The 25,156-nt window shown below is 62.5% G+C and carries 27 protein-coding genes; 7 read left to right on the forward strand and 20 right to left on the reverse strand.

The features are described 5' to 3' along the window. Window positions 1-90: 90 nt before the first annotated feature. Together HMPREF2690_RS08395 and HMPREF2690_RS08400 are read right to left on the reverse strand one after the other, a co-directional pair. The gene (locus tag HMPREF2690_RS08395; protein ID WP_070422864.1) at window positions 91-342 is read right to left on the reverse strand and encodes a hypothetical protein; all 252 of its coding nucleotides are present in this window, start codon (window positions 340-342) and stop codon (window positions 91-93) included. Continuing rightward, entirely contained in the window at window positions 342-962 is a 621-nt protein-coding gene (locus tag HMPREF2690_RS08400; RefSeq protein ID WP_070449575.1) for a sigma-70 family RNA polymerase sigma factor, read from the reverse strand. Before HMPREF2690_RS08400 ends, HMPREF2690_RS08395 begins: the two co-directional genes overlap by 1 nt. A 34-nt stretch (window positions 963-996) precedes the next feature. Between HMPREF2690_RS08400 and ybaK the strand changes: the two genes are divergently transcribed. Beyond that, complete coding sequence (gene ybaK / locus HMPREF2690_RS08405) at window positions 997-1,461, forward strand: Cys-tRNA(Pro) deacylase (protein ID WP_070820662.1); 465 nt, start codon at window positions 997-999, stop codon at window positions 1,459-1,461. A 7-nt stretch (window positions 1,462-1,468) separates the two neighbouring features. Here ybaK and HMPREF2690_RS08410 read toward each other — a convergent pair whose 3' ends face one another. Next, window positions 1,469-2,125, reverse strand: coding sequence for an SOS response-associated peptidase (locus HMPREF2690_RS08410; protein ID WP_070820663.1), 657 nt, complete (start codon window positions 2,123-2,125; stop codon window positions 1,469-1,471). A gap of 13 nt (window positions 2,126-2,138) precedes the next feature. On the opposite strand from HMPREF2690_RS08410, the gene aroA reads away from it, so the two are divergent. Next, on the forward strand, window positions 2,139-3,419 hold the full coding sequence (gene aroA / locus HMPREF2690_RS08415) for a 3-phosphoshikimate 1-carboxyvinyltransferase (protein ID WP_141761236.1): 1,281 nt from the start codon (window positions 2,139-2,141) through the stop codon (window positions 3,417-3,419). Continuing rightward, window positions 3,419-4,444: a ribosome small subunit-dependent GTPase A gene (gene rsgA / locus HMPREF2690_RS08420; protein ID WP_070820665.1), complete on the forward strand. Its 1,026-nt coding sequence runs from the start codon at window positions 3,419-3,421 to the stop codon at window positions 4,442-4,444. The genes aroA and rsgA overlap by 1 nt, the downstream gene beginning before the upstream one ends. Here rsgA and HMPREF2690_RS08425 read toward each other — a convergent pair. Both HMPREF2690_RS08425 and HMPREF2690_RS08430 read right to left on the reverse strand, forming a co-directional pair. Next, window positions 4,418-4,912, reverse strand: coding sequence for a DUF6912 family protein (locus HMPREF2690_RS08425; RefSeq protein ID WP_180950030.1), 495 nt, complete (start codon window positions 4,910-4,912; stop codon window positions 4,418-4,420). The two genes, rsgA and HMPREF2690_RS08425, sit on opposite strands and share 27 nt — an antisense overlap. Next, window positions 4,912-5,325, reverse strand: a complete 414-nt coding sequence (locus HMPREF2690_RS08430) for an HAD-IA family hydrolase (RefSeq protein WP_070422860.1) — start codon at window positions 5,323-5,325, stop codon at window positions 4,912-4,914. Before HMPREF2690_RS08430 ends, HMPREF2690_RS08425 begins: the two co-directional genes overlap by 1 nt. Window positions 5,326-5,479: 154 nt before the next feature. Between HMPREF2690_RS08430 and HMPREF2690_RS08435 the strand changes: the two genes are divergently transcribed. Further along, the gene (locus tag HMPREF2690_RS08435; RefSeq protein WP_070422859.1) at window positions 5,480-5,995 is read left to right on the forward strand and encodes a hypothetical protein; all 516 of its coding nucleotides are present in this window, start codon (window positions 5,480-5,482) and stop codon (window positions 5,993-5,995) included. A 63-nt stretch (window positions 5,996-6,058) separates the two neighbouring features. Here the strand turns inward: HMPREF2690_RS08435 and secA are convergent, their stop codons facing one another. The 9 genes from secA to HMPREF2690_RS08480 form a co-directional block, all read right to left on the reverse strand. After that, window positions 6,059-8,626 carry a preprotein translocase subunit SecA gene (gene secA, locus HMPREF2690_RS08440; protein WP_070422858.1) on the reverse strand — a complete coding sequence of 856 codons (2,568 nt, stop codon included), beginning with the start codon at window positions 8,624-8,626 and terminating at the stop codon, window positions 6,059-6,061. 157 nt (window positions 8,627-8,783) lie between these two features. Then, window positions 8,784-9,503 (reverse strand): ribosome hibernation-promoting factor, HPF/YfiA family, encoded by a 720-nt coding sequence (gene hpf / locus HMPREF2690_RS08445; RefSeq protein ID WP_070482351.1) that lies wholly within the window; start codon window positions 9,501-9,503, stop codon window positions 8,784-8,786. Between the two features lie 137 nt (window positions 9,504-9,640). After that, the gene (locus tag HMPREF2690_RS08450; protein WP_070449560.1) at window positions 9,641-10,036 is read right to left on the reverse strand and encodes a hypothetical protein; all 396 of its coding nucleotides are present in this window, start codon (window positions 10,034-10,036) and stop codon (window positions 9,641-9,643) included. Between the two features lie 48 nt (window positions 10,037-10,084). Next, window positions 10,085-10,702, reverse strand: a complete 618-nt coding sequence (locus HMPREF2690_RS08455; protein ID WP_210400962.1) for a ComF family protein — start codon at window positions 10,700-10,702, stop codon at window positions 10,085-10,087. Window positions 10,703-10,713: 11 nt separating this feature from the next. After that, window positions 10,714-12,438, reverse strand: coding sequence for an MtrAB system accessory lipoprotein LpqB (gene lpqB, locus HMPREF2690_RS08460; protein WP_070771969.1), 1,725 nt, complete (start codon window positions 12,436-12,438; stop codon window positions 10,714-10,716). Continuing rightward, a complete protein-coding gene (mtrB, locus tag HMPREF2690_RS08465; RefSeq protein WP_256380954.1) occupies window positions 12,435-14,132 on the reverse strand; it encodes an MtrAB system histidine kinase MtrB in 1,698 nt (565 codons plus the stop codon). The genes lpqB and mtrB overlap by 4 nt, the downstream gene beginning before the upstream one ends. A 3-nt stretch (window positions 14,133-14,135) precedes the next feature. Next, complete coding sequence (gene mtrA / locus HMPREF2690_RS08470; RefSeq protein WP_083279481.1) at window positions 14,136-14,819, reverse strand: MtrAB system response regulator MtrA; 684 nt, start codon at window positions 14,817-14,819, stop codon at window positions 14,136-14,138. Window positions 14,820-14,865: 46 nt separating this feature from the next. Continuing rightward, window positions 14,866-15,471: a dTMP kinase gene (locus tag HMPREF2690_RS08475; RefSeq protein WP_070816002.1), complete on the reverse strand. Its 606-nt coding sequence runs from the start codon at window positions 15,469-15,471 to the stop codon at window positions 14,866-14,868. 12 nt (window positions 15,472-15,483) lie between these two features. After that, entirely contained in the window at window positions 15,484-15,837 is a 354-nt protein-coding gene (locus HMPREF2690_RS08480; protein ID WP_070422853.1) for a DUF4259 domain-containing protein, read from the reverse strand. A 186-nt stretch (window positions 15,838-16,023) separates the two neighbouring features. On the opposite strand from HMPREF2690_RS08480, the gene HMPREF2690_RS08485 reads away from it, so the two are divergent. Then, the gene (locus HMPREF2690_RS08485; protein WP_070820666.1) at window positions 16,024-17,001 is read left to right on the forward strand and encodes a hypothetical protein; all 978 of its coding nucleotides are present in this window, start codon (window positions 16,024-16,026) and stop codon (window positions 16,999-17,001) included. A gap of 17 nt (window positions 17,002-17,018) precedes the next feature. Here HMPREF2690_RS08485 and manA read toward each other — a convergent pair whose 3' ends face one another. From manA to HMPREF2690_RS08500, 3 genes are all read right to left on the reverse strand, one after another. Continuing rightward, window positions 17,019-18,212 carry a mannose-6-phosphate isomerase, class I gene (manA, locus tag HMPREF2690_RS08490; RefSeq protein ID WP_070820667.1) on the reverse strand — a complete coding sequence of 398 codons (1,194 nt, stop codon included), beginning with the start codon at window positions 18,210-18,212 and terminating at the stop codon, window positions 17,019-17,021. A gap of 83 nt (window positions 18,213-18,295) precedes the next feature. After that, window positions 18,296-19,666 (reverse strand): phosphomannomutase/phosphoglucomutase, encoded by a 1,371-nt coding sequence (locus HMPREF2690_RS08495; protein WP_070820668.1) that lies wholly within the window; start codon window positions 19,664-19,666, stop codon window positions 18,296-18,298. Between the two features lie 56 nt (window positions 19,667-19,722). Further along, window positions 19,723-20,196 (reverse strand): DUF3499 domain-containing protein, encoded by a 474-nt coding sequence (locus tag HMPREF2690_RS08500; protein WP_083279486.1) that lies wholly within the window; start codon window positions 20,194-20,196, stop codon window positions 19,723-19,725. A 92-nt stretch (window positions 20,197-20,288) separates the two neighbouring features. Between HMPREF2690_RS08500 and HMPREF2690_RS08505 the strand changes: the two genes are divergently transcribed. Next, complete coding sequence (locus HMPREF2690_RS08505) at window positions 20,289-20,777, forward strand: metallopeptidase family protein (RefSeq protein WP_070422848.1); 489 nt, start codon at window positions 20,289-20,291, stop codon at window positions 20,775-20,777. A gap of 26 nt (window positions 20,778-20,803) precedes the next feature. On the opposite strand, the gene HMPREF2690_RS08510 is transcribed toward HMPREF2690_RS08505, so the two are convergent. From HMPREF2690_RS08510 to HMPREF2690_RS08520, 3 genes are all read right to left on the reverse strand, one after another. Beyond that, window positions 20,804-21,052 carry a WhiB family transcriptional regulator gene (locus tag HMPREF2690_RS08510; RefSeq protein ID WP_171194374.1) on the reverse strand — a complete coding sequence of 83 codons (249 nt, stop codon included), beginning with the start codon at window positions 21,050-21,052 and terminating at the stop codon, window positions 20,804-20,806. Window positions 21,053-21,387: 335 nt separating this feature from the next. Then, on the reverse strand, window positions 21,388-22,449 hold the full coding sequence (locus HMPREF2690_RS08515) for a mannose-1-phosphate guanylyltransferase (protein ID WP_070422892.1): 1,062 nt from the start codon (window positions 22,447-22,449) through the stop codon (window positions 21,388-21,390). A gap of 82 nt (window positions 22,450-22,531) precedes the next feature. Beyond that, entirely contained in the window at window positions 22,532-23,488 is a 957-nt protein-coding gene (locus HMPREF2690_RS08520; RefSeq protein ID WP_070820762.1) for a glycosyltransferase family 2 protein, read from the reverse strand. 68 nt (window positions 23,489-23,556) lie between these two features. Here HMPREF2690_RS08520 and HMPREF2690_RS08525 point away from each other — a divergent pair, with 68 nt between their 5' ends. Continuing rightward, the gene (locus HMPREF2690_RS08525; protein ID WP_083320356.1) at window positions 23,557-25,140 is read left to right on the forward strand and encodes an LCP family protein; all 1,584 of its coding nucleotides are present in this window, start codon (window positions 23,557-23,559) and stop codon (window positions 25,138-25,140) included. The last annotated feature ends 16 nt before the right edge of the window (window positions 25,141-25,156 follow it).

Raw genomic sequence — 25,156 nt, forward strand, 5'->3', positions numbered from 1 at the left:
CCGTCTAGCAGCATCACAAGCCCAGCTAGACGATGAGAAAGGCCGCAACAACCAGCCCCCGAACTCCCCCTAAAACCCCCTAAAAGCGCCTTAGTGCCACGTGACCTCGGTGTAGGAGATAGTGGTGATGATGCGCTCGCGCAGCGGCTCAGGAGCCTTCGTTGGCTGGCAGCAATCCCGCACGATGGCGCGAACGGCACGTTCAGACTCGGCAATACTGCGGCACTCCGGGCATTGCGCGATCTCGGAGGTGATTTCCTCGCGGCGCTGTGGGGAAGTTTCTTCGTCGAAAAGTTCGCACAGCAGGCGGTATGTCGCTTCGCATCCGTGTCCCGTAGCCATTACTTCTCCTTCGCCGCAGTGTCGGTGTCCTGCATGTCCGCGTGGTCGAGGCCAATGCCTCGTTCCTTCGCCACGTCTTTCAACATGGCGCGCAGTTGTTTTCTTCCACGGTGCAGTCGGCTCATGACAGTGCCCATGGGGATGTCCAGCACTTCGGCGATTTCCTTGTACGCCAGCCCTTCAACGTCGGCGTAGTAGACCACCATGCGGTAGTCCTCGTTCAACGCGTTGAGCGCCTCGGAGATCCGCGAGTTCGGCATTGCCTTGAGCGCTTCAACCTCGGCGGATTCCAGTCCCGTCGAGTCGTGCGAGCTCGAGGAGTACAACTGGTAATCCGTCACTTCGTCCGCGGAGGTTTCCAGCGGCCGGCGCTGTTTCTTGCGGTACGAGTTGATGTAGGTGTTGGTCATGATCCGGTACAGCCACGCCTTGAGATTGGTACCGGGCGTGAAGCTGTCGAAGTTTTTGTACGCCTTGAGGTAGGTCTCTTGCACCAGGTCTTCGGCGTCTTGCGGGTTGCGGGTCATGCGCAGGGCTCCGCCGTAGAGTTGGTCGAGCAGCGGCATGGCTTCTTCTGCGAAGCGTGCCTTTGCTTCTTGATCAAGCTCGGTTTCGGGCATGCTCGCTATTGTAGGTCAGCGCTAAAATCGCCCCATGGCTGCTAAGACTCGCGCGCTGAGCGCTCTTTCTCAAACCCCTCATGAGGTGCTCGAATACACCCCAAGCCAGGACCATTTCGGGGCCCATTCTGCTGCTGAGTTGGGCCGTGACCCCCACACGGTGCTGAAGACGTTGGTGATCCATCACGAGCGCGACATGGCGATCTGTTGCGTGCCCGTCGCCGGCCACCTTTCGCTCAAGGCGGCGGCGAAAGCGCTGGGTTGGAAGCGTGCGGAGATGACCGATCCTGCTCAGGCGCAGCGTGCGACCGGCTATGTCGTGGGCGGGATCTCCCCGCTGGGCACCACCAAGCGCATGCCTACGCTTATCGACGACTCCGTCGCCGACCTCGAAACCATCACCGTCTCCGCCGGCCAACGGGGCCTTTCTATTGCGCTGTCGCCTACCGACCTGGCGGAGCTGGCCAACGCGAAGTTCGCGCCTATCGGGACTGAATAGCCCTGGACTAGCCCGAGATCAACTCCGCGTAGTCGTTGCGCACGTTGCCCACTTCCTTTGCGGCCTCATTCCACTGCAACGTGTCGGCCACGCGCGAGGGGTGCACGAGTTCTAGTGCTTCCTCTGGGGTGCCGTCGACCCACTGGCGGATTTCATCGTCACGCAGAAAGAGCGGTAGGCGGTGGTGGAGCCAGGCCATGTTGTCGGTCGCGTCGGTGGTGATCATGGTGGTGGATAGCCGGTCCAGCCCGGTCTCCCACAGTGCCGCCGCGTACAGCAGCCCCTCTGGAGGGCGCACGTAGTAGGGCTGCTTGCCGGATTCGGTTTGCTTCCACTCGTAGTAGCCGTCGAGCACCATCAGCCCGCGCCGCGCTTTGAACGCGCTGCGGAACGAGGGCTTCTCCGCCACCGTCTCTCCGCGTGCGTTGAACAGAGGCATGCCGGTGTCGTCTTTCTTCCAGGTTGGGAGGAGGCCCCAGCGGGCGGCGTCGATACGCGCAGTCTGCTCTGCGATCCGGATGAGTGGCACCTGGTTTGTCGGCGCGATGTTGTAGCGCGACGGCGGGGTGCCGTCGGGCGCTTCGACATGGTTGATGCCGGGCAGGGTGGCTACCTCGGAGAGGAGCTCGTCGCCAGTAGTGAAAAGAACGAATCGTCCGCACATGCGCTCCATTATTATGACGTTCATGACGAACATGTGGCCCGCACCGTTCCATCCGGCCCCGATCACCCACACGCAGCGGGTGCCGGGGTCAAAGTCCATGACTAACCGCGCCTACGTGCTGGCGGCACTTGCCGCTGGTCCGTCGACGATGACTGGGGCGCTGCGCTCGCGCGATACGGATCTTATGGAGGCCGCACTGGCGTCCATGGGCACCGGCTTCGAGCACGACCGCGACGTCATCCGTGTGACCCCGGGCGAGTTGCGCGGCGCGGAGGTTGATTGCGGTCTTGCTGGCACGGTGATGCGGTTTGTGCCGCCGGTTGCGGCGTTTGCGCAGGGGCCTGTGCTTTTCGACGGCGACCCCCACGCCCGCAACCGCCCCATCGCGGTTATCCTCGACGCCCTTCGCACCCTCGGCGTGTCCGTTGCGGGTGACGGGATGCCGTTTACCGTCCACGGCACCGGCAAGGCTGACGGCGGCCCGGTAGAGATCGACGCCTCCGGCTCCTCCCAGTTCGTTTCGGGCCTGCTTCTGTCTGCGCCCCGGTTCGAGCGTGGCGTGTCCATCCGCCACACGGGTGGCATGTTGCCGTCGATGCCGCACATTGAGATGACGGTGGCCATGCTCGCAGAGGCTGGCGTGAAGGTCACCGCTACCCGTGACACCTGGGACGTTGCCCCGCAGCCGATCCGCGGCACCAACTGGGTGATCGAGCCCGACCTGTCCAACGCAGCACCCTTCCTCGCCGCGGCAGCTGTCACTGGCGGCGAGGTGCGCATCCCGAACTGGCCGCTGCGCACCACCCAGCCGGGTGCGGTGATCCGAACCGTCTTGGAACGCATGGGCTGCGAGGTCGAACTCATCGCAGACGGCGCCACCCAGACCCTGCGCGTGCGCGGCCCGAAGCCTGGCACCTTAAAGGGCATTCGACTCGACATGAGCGACATCGGCGAGTTGGCCCCCACCGTCGCCGCCATCGCGGCGTGCGCCTCCACCCCGAGCGAGCTGACCGGCATTGCGCACCTGCGCGGCCACGAGACGGATCGCCTGGCGGCGCTGACCAACGAGATCAACAACGTCGGCGGCAACTGCGAGGAACTCGGCGACGGCCTGCGTATCACTCCGACCGAGATGCATGGCGGGACGTGGCGTTCCTACGACGATCACCGCATGGCCACCGCCGGCGCCATCATCGGTCTGGTTGTGGAGGGCGTCCAGGTGGAAAACATTGCAACCACCGCGAAGACGCTTCCTGGGTTTGAGGACATGTGGTTGGAGATGGTTTCCAAGTAATGCGCCGCAAGTTTTCCGATTACGACGAATCCGACGTCCGCGTCCGCCCCGGCAAGGGCTCACGGCCACGCTCGAAGAACCGCCCGTCGCACGATAATGCCAAGTTCGGTTTGGTCGTGGCGAAGGATCGTGGGCGTTGGGGCGTCGTGCTTGACGACGACGCCACGCGCCTGCAATGCACCCGCGCCCGGGACCTGAAGCGCACCTCGATCGAGGTCGGCGACCGTGTCGGCGTCGTCGGTGACACCTCCGGTGCGAAGGACACGCTGGCGCGAATTGTGAAGCGCGAGGAGCGTTCCTCTGTCCTGCGCCGCACGGCTGACGATACGGACCCGTACGAGCGCATCATCGTCGCCAATGCGGAGTTGCTGCTCATCGTGGTGGCCGCCGCCGATCCCCCACCGCGCACCGGTTTTGTGGAGCGTGCCCTCGTTGCCGCCTTTGTCGGCGGCGTGACCCCGGTGGTGTGCGTGACCAAGTCTGATTTGGCGGACCCTACCGATTTCGAGCGTGAACTCGCCGACCTTGGTGTGGAGGTGCTGCGCACCGGCGTCGACGACGACCTCGCGGAACTGCTCACACACATCCACGACCGCGTTTCTGCGCTGATCGGCCATTCCGGAGTGGGCAAATCCACCCTGGTCAACCGCATCGTGCCGGACGCGGACCGCGAAACTGGCGAGGTCTCCGGCGTGGGCAAGGGTCGCCACACCTCTACCCAGTCCGTGGCGTTGGAGGTGCCCGGCGGTGGCTGGATTATCGACACCCCCGGTATCCGCTCCTTCGGCCTCGCACACGTCGCCCCGGAACAAATCGTGCAGGTCTTCCCCGATCTCGCCGAGGCCGCCGAAGGCTGCTCCCGCGGCTGCACCCACTTGGGTCCGCCTGCGGACCCGGAGTGTGCCTGGGACACGCTCGACACCGAATCCCCCATCGGGCGCCGCGCGCTGGCTGTGCGCCACCTGCTGGAGGCGCTACACAGCAATAACGAGTGGGAGTTAAAGCAGCTCGAGGAGGAACGCTAACTCGTCTGGGTGATAGAACGCCATGTAGTTGTCTTGGGCGTCGCCGACGGTCAGCTCCGCATCTTCGTCGCCAAGATCCGCGGCATCGACCACCTCGATGGCCTTCGCGGTGGCTTCTTCGGATTCCTTGATGTCCACATGGATCGCGGCGACGTCCTCAAGATTCACCGGGCCGGACAGTTTCACCACAGACTCGCCCATATCGGGCGCTTCAGTCGCGTCCACGTCCACGGAGATGACCACGCGGCGGTGCGGGAAGCGCTCCTCGTCCCCAATGGCGAGCAGGCGTAGCGACGCCAACGCTGCGTCATCGAACGCCACATCTTCGATCTCTTCGAGATCGCCCGAGGTGAAGAATTCCTGCAACGCTTTCGTCGCAGAAAAACCCCACCCGCTGCGCGCATGCAACAGACCGTTGTCCTGCAGCGCTTGCAGCATGCCAAAGGTTGCCGGGATGTAGACGCGCACTAGAACTCGCCCTCAATGTCGAACAGGGACTGGATCTCTACCGCAGTGCGGTCCAGCGCGGTGTGCAGGATGCCAATGAGGTTGTATTCCACTGCGGCGCGGATGTTCATGATGTCATCGTCGATCATCACGCACTCGTTCATATCCAGGCCGATCGCGTCGGCTGCCGCCTGGAACGCTGCACGCTCCGGCTTTTCCACACCGATCTCGCCGGAGAGCACAACCGCGTCGACAACGCCCTTGAACTCCCACTCGCGGATCGCGTCCGCAATCTCGCCCTCAGCTGCCTCGTTGGACAGGATGGCCACGGAGACGTCCTTCTTCTTGGCTTCCTCGATGAGGGTCTTCCAGCGGCTCTGGTCTTCAGCGCCCGTGTCCAGCACACCTGCGTAGTCGATGATCAAACCCTGCACTTCGGCCTTCTTTCGTTAGCTTTCGTTAGCTGCGTATTTCGCGTACGTGATGCGTATTTTAGTGCGCACACTCTTTATTTCATTGCGCCAATCGTGAACAATGATACCTACCCCGCGCCGCGCCCCACCCCCTCCCGTGACGGAGGATTCCCACATGCCCGCAACCAGGTACTACAGCGTTCCCGGCCACCAGCACATTCAACTCCTCGCACCTGAGCGCCGCACGCCCGCGCCGAAACCGGCGCCGTCGGTGCTCGAGCCGGACGTGGCGCTCAGCGCCACACCACAGACCAATCAACGCGTCGACCCTCTCGTGCGCCAGGCCATCAGTGCTGCGTTCGGAGGCTACGACCCGACTGTGATGACAGCCTCGCGGTTCAGTACGTCGGTGCGCACACACATCCGTGCGTATCGACGAGCCCAGCTCCAACTCCGCGCCCACACCCGCAACACCGCAGTCCTGCCCACCCAGCACGTCCGGGTGATCACCTGCCACTCTGGTGAGGCCGGCGAGTTCTACGGCACCGTGGAGAAAGGCGGGCGACGCCTCGCCTTTGCCGCGAAGATGGCGGACGGCAAACTGCAGTCGTTCAAAATACTGGAGCCGCCTGCGCGCAACACGTCGCAGACGGCTCCTCACGCCCTCACCAGGGCGTTGCCCTCAGTGTGAGACCGCGCTGGCCCAAACAGTGGGCCCGAACAGTGGCCCCAAACAGTGGGCTCAGCGGTGGTTTTAGACGGTGGCGGTGCCGCCGTCAGTCTCGCCCTCAGCAGCCTGGGCTGGCTGGGTCTCAAACTGCTTACGCATGGCAAACAGCTGGCGCACGGTCTCTTCCTGGATCGCCTCGTTCATGGCGTTGAACATGTCGCCACCCTCCTTCTGGTACTCCACCAGCGGGTCGCGCTGCGCCATCGCACGCAGGCCAATACCTTCCTTGAGGTAGTCCATCTCGTAGAGGTGCTCGCGCCACTTCGTATCGATGATCGGCAGGATCACCATGCGCTCCAGGTTGCGCATCTGCTCTTCGCCGCCGATCGCAGAGATGTTCTCTTCGAGGTTGTCGTAGAGGGCGTTGGCGTCGTCGAGAAGCGCCTGGCGCAACTGTGCCGAGGTCAGCTCACCCGGGCGACCGTACTCGTCACCATCGATGAGTTCCTGCGGCGTCACGGACGGGCCGTACAGGGACTCGAGTGCGTGCCAGAGTTCCTCGAGGTTCCAGTCCTCCACGTAGCCTTCCGCGGTCTCCGCATCGACGTACGCAGTGATGGTGGACTCGATCATGCGACGCACCTGGTCCTTGATGTCCTTCGACGCCAGGATCTCCTGACGCTCGCCGTAGACCACCTTGCGCTGCTCGTTGAGCACCTCGTCGTACTTGAGCACGTTCTTACGCATCTCAAAGTTCTGGTTCTCAACCTGCGACTGTGCGCCCTTGATGGCGTTGGACACCATCTTCGCCTCGATCGGCACATCGTCCGGAACGTTGAGGCGGTTCATCATGTTCTCCATGGTCTGACCCACGAAGCGAACCATCAACTCATCGCGCATGGACAGGTAGAAACGGGTCTCGCCCGGGTCACCCTGACGGCCGGAACGGCCACGGAGCTGGTTGTCGATACGACGCGACTCGTGACGCTCCGTACCAATAACGTACAGGCCACCGGCCTCACGGACTTCATCACCAAGCTTCTTGGAACGTTCCTTCGCCTTCGGCAGTTGATCGTTCCACGCCTCCTGGTAGCGCTCCTCGTCCTCAAACGGGTCGAGGCCCTGCTCCTGCAACTTCGCATCCAAGAGAATCTCCGGGTTGCCACCCAGCACGATATCGGTACCGCGACCAGCCATGTTGGTGGAAACGGTCACCTTGCCCGGCAGGCCAGCCTCAGCGATGATGCGGCCTTCTTCCTCGTGGTGCTTCGCGTTGAGCACGTTGTGGGCCACGCCCTTGCGGGTCAGCAGCTGCGACAGGTACTCGGAACGCTCCACAGAGGTGGTACCGACCAGCACCGGCTGGCCCTTCTCCGCGTGCTCCGCAATGTCCTCCGCAACGGCCGCGAACTTGGCTTCCTGCGTCTTGTAGATCAGGTCGTCGCGGTCCACACGCTGGTTCGGACGGTTCGGCGGGATCTGCACAACGTCCATCTTGTAAATCTGGTGCAGCTCGGCCGCCTCAGTCTCAGCGGTACCGGTCATACCCGAGAGCTTGTCGTACAGGCGGAAGTAGTTCTGCAGGGTAACGGTGGCCAGCGTCTGGTTCTCGTTCTTGATCTCCACCTGCTCCTTGGCCTCAATGGCCTGATGCATGCCCTCGTTGTAACGACGGCCCGCGAGCACACGGCCGGTGAAACCGTCCACGATCATGACCTCACCCTGACGGATGATGTAGTCCTTATCGCGCTCGAAGAGCTCCTTGGCCTTGATCGCGTTGTTGAGGTAGCTCACCAACTGGGAGTGCTCAGGCGCGTACAGGTTGTCAATGCCCAACTGGTCCTCGACGTACTCCACGCCCTCCTCGGAAATACCGACGGTGCGCTTGCGGTGATCCACCTCGTAGTGGATGCCCTCACGCATACGCGGCGCAAGCTGTGCGAACACCGAGTAGAACTGGCTGGACCCATCGACCGGGCCGGAGATGATCAGTGGGGTACGGGCTTCGTCGATAAGAATCGAGTCAACCTCATCCACAATCGCAAAGTTGTGGCCACGCTGCACAATTTCGTTGACCGAACGCGTCATGTTGTCGCGCAGGTAGTCAAAGCCCAACTCGTTGTTGGTGCCGTAGGTGATGTCAGCGTCGTACGCCTTCTTGCGCTCCGCCGGACGCATCTCCGACAGAATCACGCCCACCTCCAGGCCGAGGAAGTGGTGCACACGACCCATCATCTCGGCGTCACGCTTAGCCAGGTAGTCGTTCACGGTGACCACGTGCACGCCCTTGCCGGACAGCGCGTTGAGGTACGCCGGCAGCACCGACGTCAGCGTCTTGCCTTCACCGGTCTTCATCTCAGCGACGTTGCCGAAGTGCAGTGCGGCACCACCCATGATCTGCACCTTGTAGTGCTTCTGTCCCAGCACGCGCCACGACGCCTCACGGGCAGTCGCGAACGCGTCGAGCAAAATGTCGTCGAGGCTCGCGCCGTCGGCGATGCGCTGCTTGAACTCGGCGGTCTTCGCCTTAAGTTCCTCATCGGTCAGCGCCGCGTATTCATCGTCCAGGGCCATGACCTGGTCAGCGATCTTCGCCAGGCGCTTGACGGTACGCCCCTCACCGGCGCGGAGCAGCTTCGACAGTCCAAACACGTGAGAAAATCCTTTACTACTGGAGTAGGCAGGGCCAAGGTGTAACAACCCGCCATTGTACGCACGCCCACGTTGCAGAGAACAACCCGGCGTTGCTAATCGACGACAAAACCCGCCCGGCCCCTTTCACAGGACCGTGCGGGTAACAGCGCAAGCGCTACTTCTCGCCTGCTTCGGCTTCCGCCTCATCAGCCAGTTCGATCAAACCGTAATCAAACGCGTGACGGCGGTAGACCACAGCCGGACGGTTCGTCTCCTCGTTGATGAAGAGGTAGAAATCGTGTCCAACCAGCTCCATCTCGCTGAGCGCATCATCCACGCTACGTGGAGCGTTGGAGTGCACCTTGGTACGAACGACCTGACCCGGGGTCAGATCCTCAACCTGATCCTCGTACGGGTCAACATCGTACGGACCCTGCGCAGCAGCCTCGCGAGCCTGCGCTGCCTTCTGCTCAGCCTCAAGCTCAGCGGCCAGCTTGCCGGCGCCCTTCGGTGCACGGTGGCCAGACATCGGAGTGGTGCGACGAGCCTTGACCTTGCGCAGCGAACGCTCCAGCTTTGCCACTGCGGCATCCAAGGCGTTGTAGAAGGTGTCTTCCTTCGCCTCAGCGCGTGCGAGGTGGCCCGAGCCAGTTGCGGTGATCTGGATGCGTTCCGCTTCCTGTTCACGACGCGGATTCGGCTCATGCTTGAGCTCAACGTGGAAGGAATTCAGAGTCGGATCGAGCTTCGCAATCTTTGCCAACTTGCCGCTTACGCGTTCCTGGAAGTGCTCCGGAACCTCAACGTTGCGGCCGGTGATGGTCAACACCACATCGGGTCCGAGACCCTCCCCCTGTGCGCCACCCTGTACGGCATTCTGGTCTGCAGAAGTCATGTGCTTCCTCCCTGTGGGTAGTAGGAACTGTGTCCATCACCACTATACAACTGGTTATGACCAATACACGGGGGTTCGCAAAATGTTCGCTATGAGCTTACTGAGAGCTACGCTGCCGGGTGTTGAGCAGCGGATGCTTAGCTGCGGGTGCTCTGCTTCACGTTTGCACCGAGACCTTCAGCGATGGTCTGGCAGGTGCCCTCATCAGTGTTATCGCAGCGGCCAACCCAGTTCTCGCCGACGATGACTTCCTTTGCGTACGGGAACTGCTCCTCCATGAGGTAGCGCGCATAATCCTCAGGCGTGCCGTCGAGCTTGAATTTGATCTGGCCCTTTTCCTTCTGCATGCACACGCCCTCTTCCTGCTTCAACTCCTGCCAGTTGGTGCAGTCGAAGTCCGTGCCGGCAAGGGCGTCACGGATTTCGGAGACCTCCTGAACACGGGCCTCATGAAGTGGGGTGATCTCTGCAGTCGAGCAACCGACCAACGCGAGAACCGGGGCACACACGAGTGGAAGAAGACGCAATTTCATTCCTGTGACCCTACTGGACACCTGCAAAAACACATATTTGGCCTGCGGTTACGCTGCGCACACGGTCACGCACGCACTCACGTCAACCCCGTGGGCGAGCAGCACGGACACACTGGCCTGGAGGGTGGCTCCGGTGGTCACGACGTCGTCGACAATGACCACGGGACCTGCAGGGATGGCGGCAAGCCGTACTGCTCCGGACAGGTTTGCGCGGCGCGAGGACTCGTCAAGGTTCGACTGATCGGCAGCGCTGGCGTCGAGTAGCAACGCGGGTGCGACACTGCGCCGGGTGGCGCGGCAGATAGCTTCCACGGGGTCGCCGCCGCGGGCGCGTGCCGAGGACACCTTCGTCGGCGCGGGAACCAACACCGCGCCGACTGCGATATCGCCGCGCGCCTCCAAGTAGTCCAGCCCGGCGTTGAGTACCGCACCAACGTGGCGACGCACGGCAAGGTGGTTACGTTCCTTCATTGCCAACACCACCCCACGGTGCGCACCCGCATAGGCTCCCAGTGCGAACACCGGCACCATCGGTGTGGTGTTGGGAAACACGCGCTGCGGCGGATGCGCCAACTCCATCCGGCAGGTAGCGCACAACAGCGGCCCCGGCACGCCGCATCCGGCGCACTTGCGCGGTAGCAGCAACTCCCCGATATCCCCCAGCATCCCTGACTCCCCTACCGCGCGATGATCGGTAGCGCGCGCATACCTTCCAGACCTGGCACCTCACGCCAGATGGGGTTATCCGCACCTGAGGCCGGCACTTGCAATACAGCATTGACGTCAGTGACGTAGAGCATGCTTGGCGACGCCGCCACTGCCACCACCGGAGCCGAAATATTACCCGCCGACAACGCGGTCATAGACGAGCCGTCCTGCTCCACACGCAGCACTGGCGACGGGGCGGAGGTACCGACGATGAGCGAACCATCCGCACGCCACTCGGCAGATACGACACTGCCACCGAGCTCCTGGGCGTACTCGAGCACATTGACAATAGAGCGTTCGCCGGAAGCGCCACGCTGGACAATGCCCGTGTAGAGCTTTCCGTCGATCACCATGACCACGCGGGTGCCGCTGCGCGACAGGCGCAGCACAGAAATGTTGCCGTCCACGCCTTCTGGCAGGTCGACGTGCACCTCGCCGGTGGACAATTCGCCACTGGCTGCGGATTGGACTGTGCGCAGGATCCGCTTGCCGTCTGCAACCGACCACACCGCCGCCGCGTTCGCTTCGAAGCTCGGGCGTGTGAATGTACGCGCCCGCATAACCTCTTCCTCGCGGGCACCGAATTTGCCCACGCGAAGCACATCGTCCTTGTCATCGTCTGGTTTGCCGAAGACAGCAGCCCATTGGCCACCCTTGGCCAGGTCGGCTGAAGTGATCTGGCCAGAGCTGCCGAGGCTGCCGTCGACGGCCTGGGTGGTGCGGCCGTCGACACGCAAAATGCGCCCATCGACGAGCGCGTAGAGCGTGCTTTCACCAGCGGTTTCCACCAGTGGGCTCTCGTCCGCAAAGTCGTCGGTACCGAGTTCGTCAGCGCCTTCGATGAGGGGGCTGCCGTCGGCTTCCAAACGATACGGACCTGTGATGCCGGCGGTGGCAAGGGTCCACACCACTTGGGCAGCAAACTGCGTGCGGCGTGCGGCGTCGACTTCGCTGAAACCAGTAAAGGTAAACGCGCCGTCTTTGAACCCCGTATAGGCCACTTTCGACGGCAACGCATTGGGCAACGCTGGACGCAGACGCTCCGCAGGCCCCTCCATAAGCAACCCGATTAAGTCACCCGCCAGGGCCTCGCGACGCGAGTGAACCCAACGGCGGTCGGTGACCAACTCACGGTCGTCGGCATCAAAGAAGTACAGGTTATACGGCTGATACTGGTTACGCAGCTCAGTTCGCTCCATGACCACACCCGCGGGTAGCGACGAAATACGCCACTGCCCATCGATCATGTCCAGCTCGATTTCTGCCTCGTATTTGCCGCGCTCCGGAGCAAACGATCCCCCAGTGCGCACCGCACCAACCACATTGCCGTGAACCGCAAAGCGACGCTTCCCTGCCGAGGCCCCCGGCAGCGTGGTCACGCCGAAGCTGTCCACGATCAGCTTCTGCCCGCTTGGATCCCACGCCTGGGCAGCGCTCTCCGTCAGGTAAGCACGCGCCATTTCGTAGTCGCCGTCCGGAATCGCCGATGCTGCGTAGAACCCACGCAGCAGCAAGTCTGGCTCCTCATCCTCCGCGGGACCAGCATCCGGCGTCGGAGACTCCGCCGGCGTAAACGGACGCAGCACGTGAGGTGCCGAGTTGGTTGGCAGCGTTGCGCACCCCGACAGCAGGGACATCGCAGTCAACGTGGCCACGGCCGACAACGCCAACGATGCAGCTTTATTCGTCCTCATCGGTGTTCCTCCTGGACTTCAGGCTGCGGATCCGGCGCTACTACACCGGCCCCACTATCGGTGGCCGGATCATCTCCCCCGCTGGTGTCAGCATCGGTAACTCCAACCGCTTCGGTGACAACAGGAGCCCCTTCGATCTCGCCGGAAATCTTGCCCGGCGCGACCAAGTCCAACGGGGCGACGTTGATTTTCGCCCCGACTTCTCTCGGCAACACCAGGCGGAATTGGGAACCCACGCCGTGCGTGCCAGCGGCGTCGAGGATGCCGCCGTGCAATAGCGCATCCTCGCGCGCAATAGCCAGGCCCAGGCCGGTGCCGCCCGAGTGGCGCTTGCGGGACTTGTCCGCGCGCCAGAAGCGGTTGAACACTAACTCGTCTTGGCCTTCCTTCAGCCCAACACCGCGGTCGGTGACGGTGATTGCCACGGCCTCGTCGTTGGAATGCATCACAACCTTCACCGGGTTGCCCTCCGAGTGGTCGATGGCGTTGGCCACCAGGTTGCGCACGATGCGCTCGATACGCCGTGGGTCACCCTCGATCGTCTGTGGTTCCTCCGGGATGTCAAAGTCGACTTCCACATCCAATTCGTCGGCAAGGTGCTGGGTTTGCTGCCATGCAGACTCCACCGGCCCGCGAGCATCCATGCTGGTGGTGGAGAGTTCGGCCACGCCGGCGTCGTGACGCGAAATCTCCAGCAAATCATTAAGCAGCGCCTCGAAGCGGTCAAGTTCCTTGATCATCAACTGGGAAGCGCGCTTGGTCGACGGTTCGAGCGAATCCTCGTTCGCCGCGATCATGTCTGCGGCCATACGCACCGTAGTCAGCGGCGTGCGCAACTCGTGGGAAACATCAGAGGTGAACTGGCGCTGCAGGTCACCGTATTCCTCCAGGTTGTTGATCTGCTTAGACAGCGTGTCCGCCATGTTGTTGAAGGACATGGCCAGCACTGCCATTTCGTCTTCGCCATCGACCGGCATGCGCTCGCGCAGGTGACCGGACGCGAAACGCTGGGCAGTTCTCGACGCCGAGCGCACCGGCGCCACAATCTGCTGCGACGCAAGCCACGCAATGCCCATCAAAAGCACCACGACGATCACCGCAGCGATAGCCAAAATGCCACGCATCAGTGCAACGGTGGTGGTTTCGCTCTCCATATTCATGACCAGGTAGAGCTGCAGATTCGGGATATCCGCATTCGTTGGTGTACCGACGATTAACGCGTCATACAACGTCGCATCCGGCCGTTCCACAGTGGCGAATTGGTAGGCCACATTTCCGTCGTTGACGAACTGCGCTAAGCGCTCTGGGATCTGGTACGACTCCGGCGACGAGGTCACCACCCCGCCACCGCTTTCCGCCACCAAGACCGGCTCGTAAAAGCTCGACGTGTCCGAGTGTTCCTGTGCGCGCTGGGTCAAACCTGCACGGGCTGAGTTCAAGCGCGCCTGCAGCGAGGCGGAACTGCCGCTGTTGTCCAGCTGGTATTCGACGGTGGCGCGTGCGCGCTCGATCTCCACACTCGCGGTTTCCAGCTTCGCCTCGGTGATGCGGCTAGTGACCACCGACGCCAGCACAAACCCAAGCACGGACATCACGATTGCGGACACGATGAGTACCGTGCCCACGAACCTCACCTGCAACGAGGTCGACCATGCGTGCGCTACGCGTTCGCGTGCGCGTTTGAGCGCATTCAGCGACTACACCCCCGGCTTGCCGGTCTTATAGCCCACACCACGCACAGTGAGGATGATCTCCGGGTTCTCCGGGTCGTGCTCAATCTTGGAGCGCAGACGCTGGACATGCACGTTAACCAGGCGCGTATCCGAAGCGTTGCGGTAGCCCCACACGGACTCCAGCAGCTCCTCGCGGGTGTGCACCTGATTCGGCTTCTGCGCCATCTCCAGCAAAAGGTCAAACTCGAGCGGGGTCAGCTGAATTTCCTGGCCGCCGCGAGTCACGGTGTGCTGCGGAACGTCAATGGTCAGATCGCCAACCTCGTAGATTTCCGCCGGCTCGTCGTCAGTACGACGCAGACGCGCGCGGATTCGGGCGACCAGTTCCTTCGGCTTGAAGGGTTTGGTGATGTAGTCGTCCGCACCAGACTCCAGTCCAAGCACCACGTCCACCGTGTCGGTCTTCGCTGTCAGCATGACAATCGGCACGGCGGACTGCTTGCGGATCTCGCGGCAAATATCAATGCCGTTGACGCCTGGCAGCATCAGGTCGAGCAGGATCAGATCCGGATCAAAGCTGCGCCACGCGCCAACGGCCTCAGCGCCATCGGTGACGGAACTCGTCTCAAACCCCTCGGCCTCAAGCACGATGGTGAGCATCTCGTTGATCGCCGGGTCATCGTCCACGACCAGGATCTTGTGGGCCACATGTACTCCTTTGTCAGGGCTTTTATGGGGGTTGAAATGACGAGGCTTATGCCAGGTCGCGTATTGCCTGAATGATAACCGCAGGATCCGAGCCGCGTACCCACGGCCCACCCCACGACATTTCCGCCAGCCGTCCGTACATCGCATACGTTGCGGCCTGCAGGCCACCATCGCGTTCGTAGCGATCGCGCGCACGCGTTGCGTCCTGCGTCTCGCGCTTCGCTGCGCGTTCCCGCGCAAGCTCAGGGCTCGTATCGACGAGCACCTGCAAGTCCGGCCTCGGCAACCCCAAACGCCCAAACTCCAGGTCTTCCACCCAGCGCAAGGCGGCATCGTCACCGGTGCGCGCAGTGGTGTACGCGGCGTTAGAGGCCACGTAGCGGTCCAGGATGAGGGCGCGGGACGGATCGTCGACGTACTCGTCGAGAAGCGCCTTCGCCCCATGACGGTCAAGTGCGAACAGTGTCGCCATCGCAAACGCGGAATCCGTCACATCCCCCATGCGCCCGTGCAGCGCGTCTTGTGCGAGCTGGGCGTGAATGGAGTCCTCGTAACGCGGAAACGCAAGCGTGTCGGCGTTGAGTTCCTTCTTGATCGCGGTGACAAGCGTGTTCTTGCCCGCGCCATCGATACCTTCAAACGCAATAATCATGGCCGCAAACCGTTAGGCCAGCGCCTCGAGGAACTGCTCAAGGTCCGCCTCGGTCTCCACTGCTTCCAGCACCGCAGCAGCAGCCTCGACGAGCTTCTCGTCGATCTCGTCCGGGCGCAGACGGATGAACGGGTACGCCTCTGCCACATCACCGGCAGAAAAAGGTGCACCCGACCAAATTGCAGCGATCGTCGCCGCAGCCTGGCCGTTGAGGATCTCATCTTCGCTTGCGGAATCCCCATTTGCGGCGAGGAGCACGGCGTCACGCACTGCTTCCACAATCTCGTCGGTATCCAGGTCAGAGATCTCGTCGAGGAAATCTGCATTGGTGTCAATGGTGAAAATCTGCTCGTCCCAGGTCGTCACTGTGACGCTCCTTCCGTCTGTATCGAGTGCTGCAAACACGGTATCTATTACGTCTTTATATACGGCACTTGCACCTTATGGGGGTACACCTTCGCCGTACGACGTGCTATAAACATTCCTACACCACCATACTGTTACCAATTCGTGATGTAAGGGCTGCGCGCCGACCGTGGAAGGAGCGGGGACGTGAAACCGACCAACCGCCGTACCGCTGCTCTTTTTGCTGCAGGCTTCGGGCTTGCTGGCCTGACCGGTTGGACCGTATGGGCGTCATCGTCCACCGCACCTTCGGACCACGCAGGCTTTTCCGCCGAGGCCGCAGACACCACCAGCGCGCACTCGACAACCTCAAGCACGTCGAGTTCCCGCACAGCGACCGACTCGTCGACAACAGAAACCTCTGCAGATGGGCGCACTACTGGAAACGATGCACCGGTAGACCAGGACTACAGCGCACAACACGGCATGCAGGGTGGCACGCACCACGTCAACCCGAACTATGCGGCGCAGAACGATCCATACCTGCCACCGCACGCAGTGGTGGGCCAGGCGGATCCGGCGCAGCCGACCAAGGTGTACCGCCCGACCAACATCGTTGTGCCGCCACCGGCCCAGTCGGCCCAGTCGGCCCAGTCGGCCCAGTCGGCCCAGCAGGCACCGCAATCACAGCGATCGGGGCCGCAGTCGGCCTCACAGTCGACCCGGCCGTCTGGAACAACGAGCGAAGAACGGCCGAACCGCCCCGAGACAACGCCTGAGTCCCCGTCGGAGTCCAGGCCGCAGCCAACGCCTGAGGCGTCGCACCCGTCCACACCGGACACGCCTGCACAAACGCCGACTGAGACCGACTCGGCAGGCACCTCCGGGGTCCCCACGGCACCATCCGAGCCCGAGCGCGGCCCCGACACATCTGCGGACAACGAGCCGAAGATCAAGGACGGCAAACCCGCACCCGGCTCCTCCCCCGCCGAGCCAACCTCGCGTGAGAACGATCGCGATGAGCACCCCGAAAACAACAAGGCGATTCCTGCAGACCAGCTGGAGGCTCAACTGCAGTCGCAGGCATCTGCGCCCACAACTGCCCGGGCGCGTGTGCCGGGCAAGGAGGACGTGGCCGGATACCCCCAGCCGGATGATGGCTTTAGCCCCCCGCGAGGCGCTTGACCAGATCGCGCGAAGCGTTACACGGTAGCCACAAACACCTGGGTGGGTTCCCCATCCGTTGCAGGCCGCAGGGTCACCGCACCATCGCTTGCGGGAATCCACACAGCCTCCCCAGCGGCGATTGACATTGTCCCGTCCGTGGCGGTGCCCGCGGTGCAGAGTGCGATTGCGGGGCCATCTTCGTCGATACGCAACTCGCCCTGATCAAGCTCGTGCATGCTCACGGTGAAACTCTCCACCGGCAGCACGAATCGCTTCCCACCAGCCACCTCCTCGGTGTCTGCGCGCGGCGATTCCAACGAAGAAAAGTCGAGTACACGCACGAGCTCTGGCACATCTACGTGCTTGGTGGTCAGGCCACCGCGCAGAACGTTGTCGGAGTTTTCCATGACCTCCACGCCGAGACCGCTGAGGTAGGCATGCAGTTGACCTGCGCCGAGGAACGCCGCCTCACCCGGCTTGAGGGTGACAATGTTGAGCAGCAGAGCCGCAAACGCACCAGCGTCGCCTGGGTAACGCTGCGCTAGTTCAAGGAATACCTCGGCTGCTTCCACAACCCACGCAGGGTGGGCTGCGGTGCCTCCATCGGCAATCGTGCGGGCACTATGCCCGACGGCGTCGAGCACCTCCGTCAGCGCGGGCTTGGGTAACGACACCAGGGTAGTAAACAACACCCGCATGTCTCCTGCACCGCCGGCCGCTGGCAGTAGTGCTGCGTAACGGTCCCAGGCTGGGGAGGAAAACGCCTCGAACAACTCGGTCATCTGCGCCACAGGGCGGAACCCCGCCATCGCACGGAACGTAGTCAACGCGACGATAAGTTCCGGCTTCGGGTTCGAGTCCTTGTAGTTGCGCTGCGGGCTGTTGAGGCTGATGCCCTCAGCGTTTTCCCGTTCGAAGCCAGCAACGGCCTGCTCGCGCGACGGGTGCGCTTGGATACTCAGCGGGGAATCCGCCGCGAGCAACTTCACCAAAAACGGCAGTTGCTCGCCATACTGGGCAATCACGCGGTCGCCCAATGCTGCCTGGGGGTCCTCGGCGATGATCTCGTCGAGGCCACGTCCGTCAATGGTCGCTGGGGCGGCAGGGTGGGCACCAAACCACAGTTCGGCCTCGGGCTTCTCGCTCGGCGAGGGCGTCCCCCTCAGCTGTGCGAGCAGCGTCCGCGACCCCCATGGGTAGGGTCGCAGTACCCCATCCAATCGCTCCATGTGGCCTCCTTTGGTTCTGCGTGAGCGCAAACGTCCAAAATAGCAGTCCCACGCTCCCCGTTCGAGTTACAAGAATTCGGTGCCTAGGAACGAATCAGGCCAAGAATCTCGTTGACCAGCGCGTCGACCTCTTCCTGGGTCGGCGCTTCCGCGTTAAGACGCAGCAGCGGCTCCGTGTTGGATGCACGCACGTTGAACCACGCCTTGGAGTCCTTCAACTGCACAGTCACACCGTCGAGGGTGTCTACCGATTCCGCACGATCCGCGAACGCATCCACCACACGCTTCGTCGCCGCTTCCTGGTCGGCAACTTCCGAGTTGATCTCACCAGATGCGACGTAGCGCTCGTACTGCGCCATCAGTTCACTCAGCGGCTTGTCCTGCTCTGCCAGTGCCGCCAGAACGTGGAGCGCAGCGACCAAGCCAGAGTCCGCGTTGAAGAACTCAGCAAAGTAGTAGTGGGCGGAGTGCTCACCGCCGAATAGCGCGTTGTGCTCGGCCATCTTGGCCTTGATGTAAGAGTGGCCCACACGGGTGCGTACGGCGGTGCCACCACATTCGTCGATCATCTCCGGCACTGCACGCGAGGTAATCAGGTTGTGGATGATCGTCGCACCGGGGTTCTCCGCAAGGGTGCGCGTGGCAATCAGCGCAGTGATGGCGGAAGGGGAAACGGCCTCGCCCCGCTCGTCAACAACAAAGCAACGATCCGCATCCCCGTCAAACGCCAACCCAATGTCCGCGCCCTGCTCAACAGTGAACTTCTGCAGGTCAACCAAATTCTTCGGGTCGAGCGGGTTCGCCTCATGGTTCGGGAAGGTACCGTCTAACTCGAAGTACAGCGGGCGAATATCCATATCCCCCAACGCCGCCGGAACCGTCAGCCCAGCCATGCCGTTTGCGGCATCCACTGCCACGACCAACTTGCGCCGCGTAGGCACCGGCACCAGATCACGCACATACTTCGCGTATGCCTCGAGCGCATTTTGCTTCTCGACGACACCACGTTCCCCCTCAAACTCCGGCACGCCCTCAAGAATCATGCGGCCGATTTCCGACAAACCGGTATCTGTAGACACCGGGGTCGCGCCCGCGCGGCAGAGTTTGATGCCGCTGTACTGAGCCGGATTGTGCGAGGCGGTAAACATCGCACCAGCGCAACGCTGGGAGCCGGCAACGAAGTAGAGCTCGTCAGTCGACGTCAGCCCCAAGTCGGTGACATTAAGCCCCTGGGAGGCAGCTCCCTCGGCGAACGCCGCGGCCAGCGCCGGCGACGACGGACGCATGTCGTGGCCGACAGCGATACGGGTCTCACCCTCCTCGCGCAGAATGTGGGCAAACGCAGCGCCGGCGGTGCGGACAAAGTCCTCGTCGATGTGCTCGCCGACAACGCCTCGAACGTCGTAGGCCTTAATAACGCTGCTCAGAGTCTCACGTGTGTGCTGGATAGCCATGCAGGCCATCTTAGTGCGCCCCGCGACACGACCCCTCCCCGGCTGCTGTGGTTTCGCTATTCCTGCTCAGCCGAAGGATCCGGCACGATGCGCAAATGCGAACGGCGCGCCGCCTTATGCGCAGCAATCTGCTCTTCCACCCGCTTCGTGCGATGCACCGGGTGGTTCGAGGTATCCGGGTCGTTGAAGTCGTGCGAGGCCTCGTACTCGATTGGGTCCTGCGAAGAATCGACCAAACCAGTGGTCAGTCGACCCGCCTCACGCACGGCCTCGGCCAAGGCGGTGATGTCGGAGGCTTCCGGATCGTCATCCTCATCGCCTTCTAACTCGACGTGCTCTACACGGACCATTTCCCAACCAACGGGCGCGGTGATATGGGCGGAATGGCGCTCACACAAGTCCCACGCATGCGGATCTGCTACCGGGGCGAGCGGACCGATCACTGCCGTCGAGTCCGCGTACGCGTAAATCAGCGTGGCCACAGCGGGCCTGCCGCAACCCGGGCGACAACAACGACGGAAGACATTCACGGCGGACAGTCTAAACCCCTTCTTGAGGTTTTTGTACTGCGGCGCGGCGCGCCCCCTCCACACCTGCCTGTTTCCACCTTAGGATTGCCGTCATGCAAACCCCTTCCAGGCCCGGCGTCGGCCCCTCGCACGTCCGCGCCGCACGCGACCGCCACGGGCGAGGTGCCCGTGGCCCGCTCCTGCCCGTTGGGGTGCCCCGCTATCGCTCGCGCAACGACGCATTCGACGCACTTGTCATGGAGGCCTACGCCCCGCTCCACAACGCGTACTTTGAGCAGCTGGCAAGCGTGGATCTGGCGGTGGACACGATCCCACGCATGCGCCTGCACGCAGATATGACGATCTTGCCGGACGAGATCATCGCCGACGGCCCGGTCCCTCTCGGGCGGGTGCTCCAGGCAGGCGTGGATCAGCACGGTAACCCCACCCGCGCGCGCTTTGTCGTGTTTCGCATGCCGATAGAACACCGCGCGGTGACCACCCAGGAGCGTGCAGAGTTGCTCACGTGGGTGCTCACCGCGCTGGTAGCAAACTATTTAAATTTGGATCCACGCACTGTGAATCCCGATTTTCCCTGGTAGATCCACCCTGTAGATCTTGGGAGTTGTTAGCCGATCTGCTTCTTCAGACGGCGACGCTCACGATCGGACAGCCCACCCCAAATACCGAAGCGCTCATCGTGCTCGAGTGCGTACTCGAGGCACTCATCGCGCACTGCGCATGCCTTGCAGATTCGTTTGGCCTCACGAGTTGAGCCGCCTTTTTCAGGAAAGAAGGCCTCGGGGTCAGTCTGCGCACACAGCGCCTGGTCCTGCCACTCCTGCTCGACAGCGCCAAACAACTCGTCGAGGGTCATCCCTCCCGCAGCAGCGCCGCGGAGGATGGCGTCCGCTTGATTTTCCACGCCATTACCTTCCCTGTTGCTTAGTTGATCTTTTCGGTGGTCGTTCGAAGAGTGATGCACCCGCTGGTTGCGGATGCGGAAATAACACTTCTGTGATTACACACCGAGGCACTAAATAGTCGCAACCAAAATGTGAGCCGAGCGCGCCTTTTTTAGACATTCCCCACGTCAACTTTCACACCAGTCACAACTGTCACAGTATAGCTGCAATGGGGGTGGACTTCGGGGGTACTACATGTAGTGTCGGGACTAAAAAGCGCGACTATTTGGCCGTGTTGGCGTGTCGGTTACGCGTCTGGGGAGAAACGCACTCCCGAATCTGGGATCACAACACCCGGCCACACACGCATGCCACCCTGCAGCTCGCAGCGCGCACCAATCTGGGCGCCTTCACCGATCACACAATCAACCAAGCGCGCATTCGCTCCAATCGTGGCTCCGGCAGCAATGATGGAATTGCGCACCATTGCGCCAGGCTCGATGGTCACGCCATCGAAGATCACAGAGTCGTCGATACGCGAGCCCGCCCCAATCTCACAACCACGGCCAACCGTTGTGCCGCCCATCAGAATCACGCCGTGCGCAACACCGGCAGACGGATCCACCACAGATTCGCCCGTACGCCCCTTCAACAGCGGCGAGTACGCAATGCCGCGCACCACATCCGAGGAACCCTGGACGAAATCGTCCGGGCGGCCCATGTCGCGCCAGTACGACGAATCCACATGGCCGACGACCTTCGCACCCTGCTCAAGCAGGCCCGGGAAGGTTTCGCGCTCTACGGAAACCACACGTCCTGCCGGGATCTGCTCGATCACCGAACGCTTAAACACGTAGCAACCGGCGTTGATCTGGTCGGTCGGCGGATCCTCGGTCTTTTCCAAAAAGGCCAGCACGTTGCCGTCCTCATCCGTCGGCACCGAGCCGAACGCGCGCGGATCCGGCACCCGCACCAGGTGCAGCGTGACATCCGCGTCCTTATCCACGTGCGTGTGCGCAATCGCCGACAGGTCCGCGCCAGAAAGCACATCACCGTTGAAGACCATCACGTTGTCGTAGCGGAGCTTCTCGTAGACGTTGCGGATGCCACCGCCGGTGCCAAGCGCTTCTTCCTCCACGACGTATTCGATCTCTAGACCGAACTCGGAACCGTCGCCGAAGTACTCCTCAAACACCTCTGCCTTATAGGACGTCCCCAGCACCACGTGACGCATGCCAGCCTCACGGATGCGGGCAAGCAGATGTGCCAAGAACGGGAAACCTGCCGTCGGCAACATCGGCTTGGGTGTAGAGACAGTCAGCGGACGCAGGCGTGTGCCACGCCCGCCGACAAGAATCACCGCATCCATTTCTGTGATTTCTGCAATTTCAGCAGACTCGGCGATTTCGGTGGAGGCTGTCTGAGCCATTGCTAGATCCTTCATCTTGTTGTCAGTTCACTTCCCCACGGCCGGTGCCAGCCCTGTGTGCAGGTTTCGCCCTACCCAACTGCAGCGCACCCCTCACTCGGAGGCCGAGCCACAACGCCCAGCGGATGGGCGCTTGCCACGCATGCGGATGGCGGTCGCGCTGGAACCGATACGCCGAGGCGTGGTGCGCAGGCACCGTAACTCCCCTGTGTCGGTCCGCAACATGGCCCTGATCGTGCAAGATCACGGAACTCGGGCAGTACAAATTGTCCCAGCCTGCACGGGTAAGACGGTCCCCGAAGTCGATGTCTTCCAGGTACATGAAGTAGCGCTCGTCGAACCCGCCGATCTGGTCAAACGCATCCCACCGCACAAGGAGGCACGCGCCGGACAGCCAGCCTGCTGTGCGTTGCACCTCCATATTCGCCCCGGCTTGGTACGCGCGGGAAAACGGGTTGGACGGCCAGTAGTCGTACAGCAGCGCGTGCCCGATCCCCATGACCAGGCTGGGCACCTCGCGCGCGCTGGGGTATGCGGAGCCGTCTGCCTCTTCAATCCTGGGCCCGGCAGCTCCTGCCTTCGGCGCGTCGTCGGCGCAGTGGATCAACTCGTCGATGCTCCCCGGGGTGAACTCCACGTCGGGGTTCACAATAAGGAAGTAGTCGCCGCGCACCGCACCTGTTTTTCGACGATCCCCCAACTGCCGAGCAGCCGCATTAATCGCGGCTCCGTAACCGATGTTTCCACCAGTGGGGAAAAACTCCACGTGCTCGTGCTCGCGTGCGGCCTGCTGCGGCACGCCGTCCTTGGAGCCGTTGTCGGCGCAAAGCAGCACAACGGGGCGCGTCGTCGCCTTCTCCAAGGAGGCGATGAGCTGCGCCAAGTGCTCCCCAGGCGAATACGTCACGGTGATCACCGCGAGTGGCGCCTGATGAGCGTCAGGATGATGCTCTGTGTCTTTCACAATGTTGGACAGCATACCCACCATGACCTCCAATTCCGGCGCACGGCACAGGGCGAGCCGGGGAATGTCGTATAATTCCCGGCGTGACTGAGCCCAGGCGGCAAGCCCGCGATATCAAACCTGCCCCGTCCCGGGTGCGGGATGTTTCGCAATCTGGCCACCCCGCACTGCGAACCACCCTTGCCATTGTCTCCGCCGCCGCGATCGCCCTGTCGGGCGTCGGGTATTTCGCCGTTGGGCGGCTTGGCGGGCAGTTGAGCGCGTCGGACTTAAAGGTGTCGTCGCAAAGCAAAGGCAAAGACGGCAACGCCCTGGACGGCGCAATGGACATCCTGCTGGTGGGCTCCGATTCGCGCACGGACGCGCAGGGCAACCCCTTAAGTGAGCAGGAACTTTCCCGTCTGAACGCCGGTATCGCGGACGGTGAGATCAATACCGACACCATCATGGTTATCCGCATCCCGGAGGACGGCTCACGCGCGACCGCAGTGTCCATCCCACGCGATACCTATGTGCATACGGACGACTACGGCAACCTGAAAATCAATGGCGTCTACGGCGCACACGCTGCCGCAAAACGCGAAGAACTGATCGAATCCGGCATGAGCGAAGGCCCGGCGCTCGAACAGCAGGTTGCTCGCGCAGGACAAGAGGGACTGATCGACGCCGTAGCGGACCTCACCGGTGTCGAAGTCGACCACTTCGCCCAGGTCGGTCTCCTTGGCTTCGTGCTGCTCACCGACGCTGTCGGCGGCGTCAAAGTGTGCCTGAATAATCCCGTGGACGAGCCACTTTCCGGCGCGAAGTTCCCCGCCGGCGAGCAGACCCTCGACGGTGCGCAAGCCCTGTCGTTTGTGCGCCAACGCCACGACCTGCCGCGCGGCGACCTAGACCGCATCGTGCGCCAGCAGGCCTACATGGCTTCGCTCGTACAGTCGATGCTTTCCGCAGGCACCCTGACCAACCCGGCGAAACTGCGCGAACTGTCTAACGCTGCGGAACGCTCCGTGACACTGGATAAGGGTTGGGACATTGTGGGCTTGGCCCAGCAACTTTCCGGCCTGGCTGGTGGCAACGTCACCTTCACCACCATCCCTGTGACCTCCGTCAATGGTGTCGGTGACTATGGCGAGTCCATCGTCACCGTGGATCTACCGCAGGTGCAGAAGTTCATGGCAGAAGCGATTAAGCCTGAGGAGGACAACACGGACGGCGCTGAGGGTTCTGACGGTTCGGACTCCGCCACCAGCGCCCCACGCGAGGCGTTCAACGGCTACGAAGCAGTCGTGCTCAACGCCGGCAGCGTCCCCGGACAGGCTGGGCGTGTTGCTGAGATACTCAACGGCGACGGCCTGACGGTGACAAGCGTGTCCAACGCCATGGAAGGCCTCTACACAGCTACCCAAGTGCTTGCCGCAGACGAGAACAACCCGGCCGCCCAGGAGCTGGCCCAGCTGCTCGGCGGAGTGCCCGTCGTGGCCAACGCCAGCGTGGAGCCGAACACGGTCATTGCCGTCATCGCGGACGACTACAACGGGCCCGGCGCGATGGATGCTGATGAGGCGGAACAGGTCGCTCCTGTGGGCACGCCAGGTGAGGATTTCGGTGCCAACGAGCCTGCCCCTGAGCTCTCAGCTGGCGAGGACAGCCCGCGCTGCGTGAATTAATATCCCCCAATCGCCT

Source organism: Corynebacterium sp. HMSC034E11 (genome assembly GCF_001835905.1).
Classification (GTDB): Bacteria; Actinomycetota; Actinomycetes; order Mycobacteriales; family Mycobacteriaceae; genus Corynebacterium; species Corynebacterium coyleae.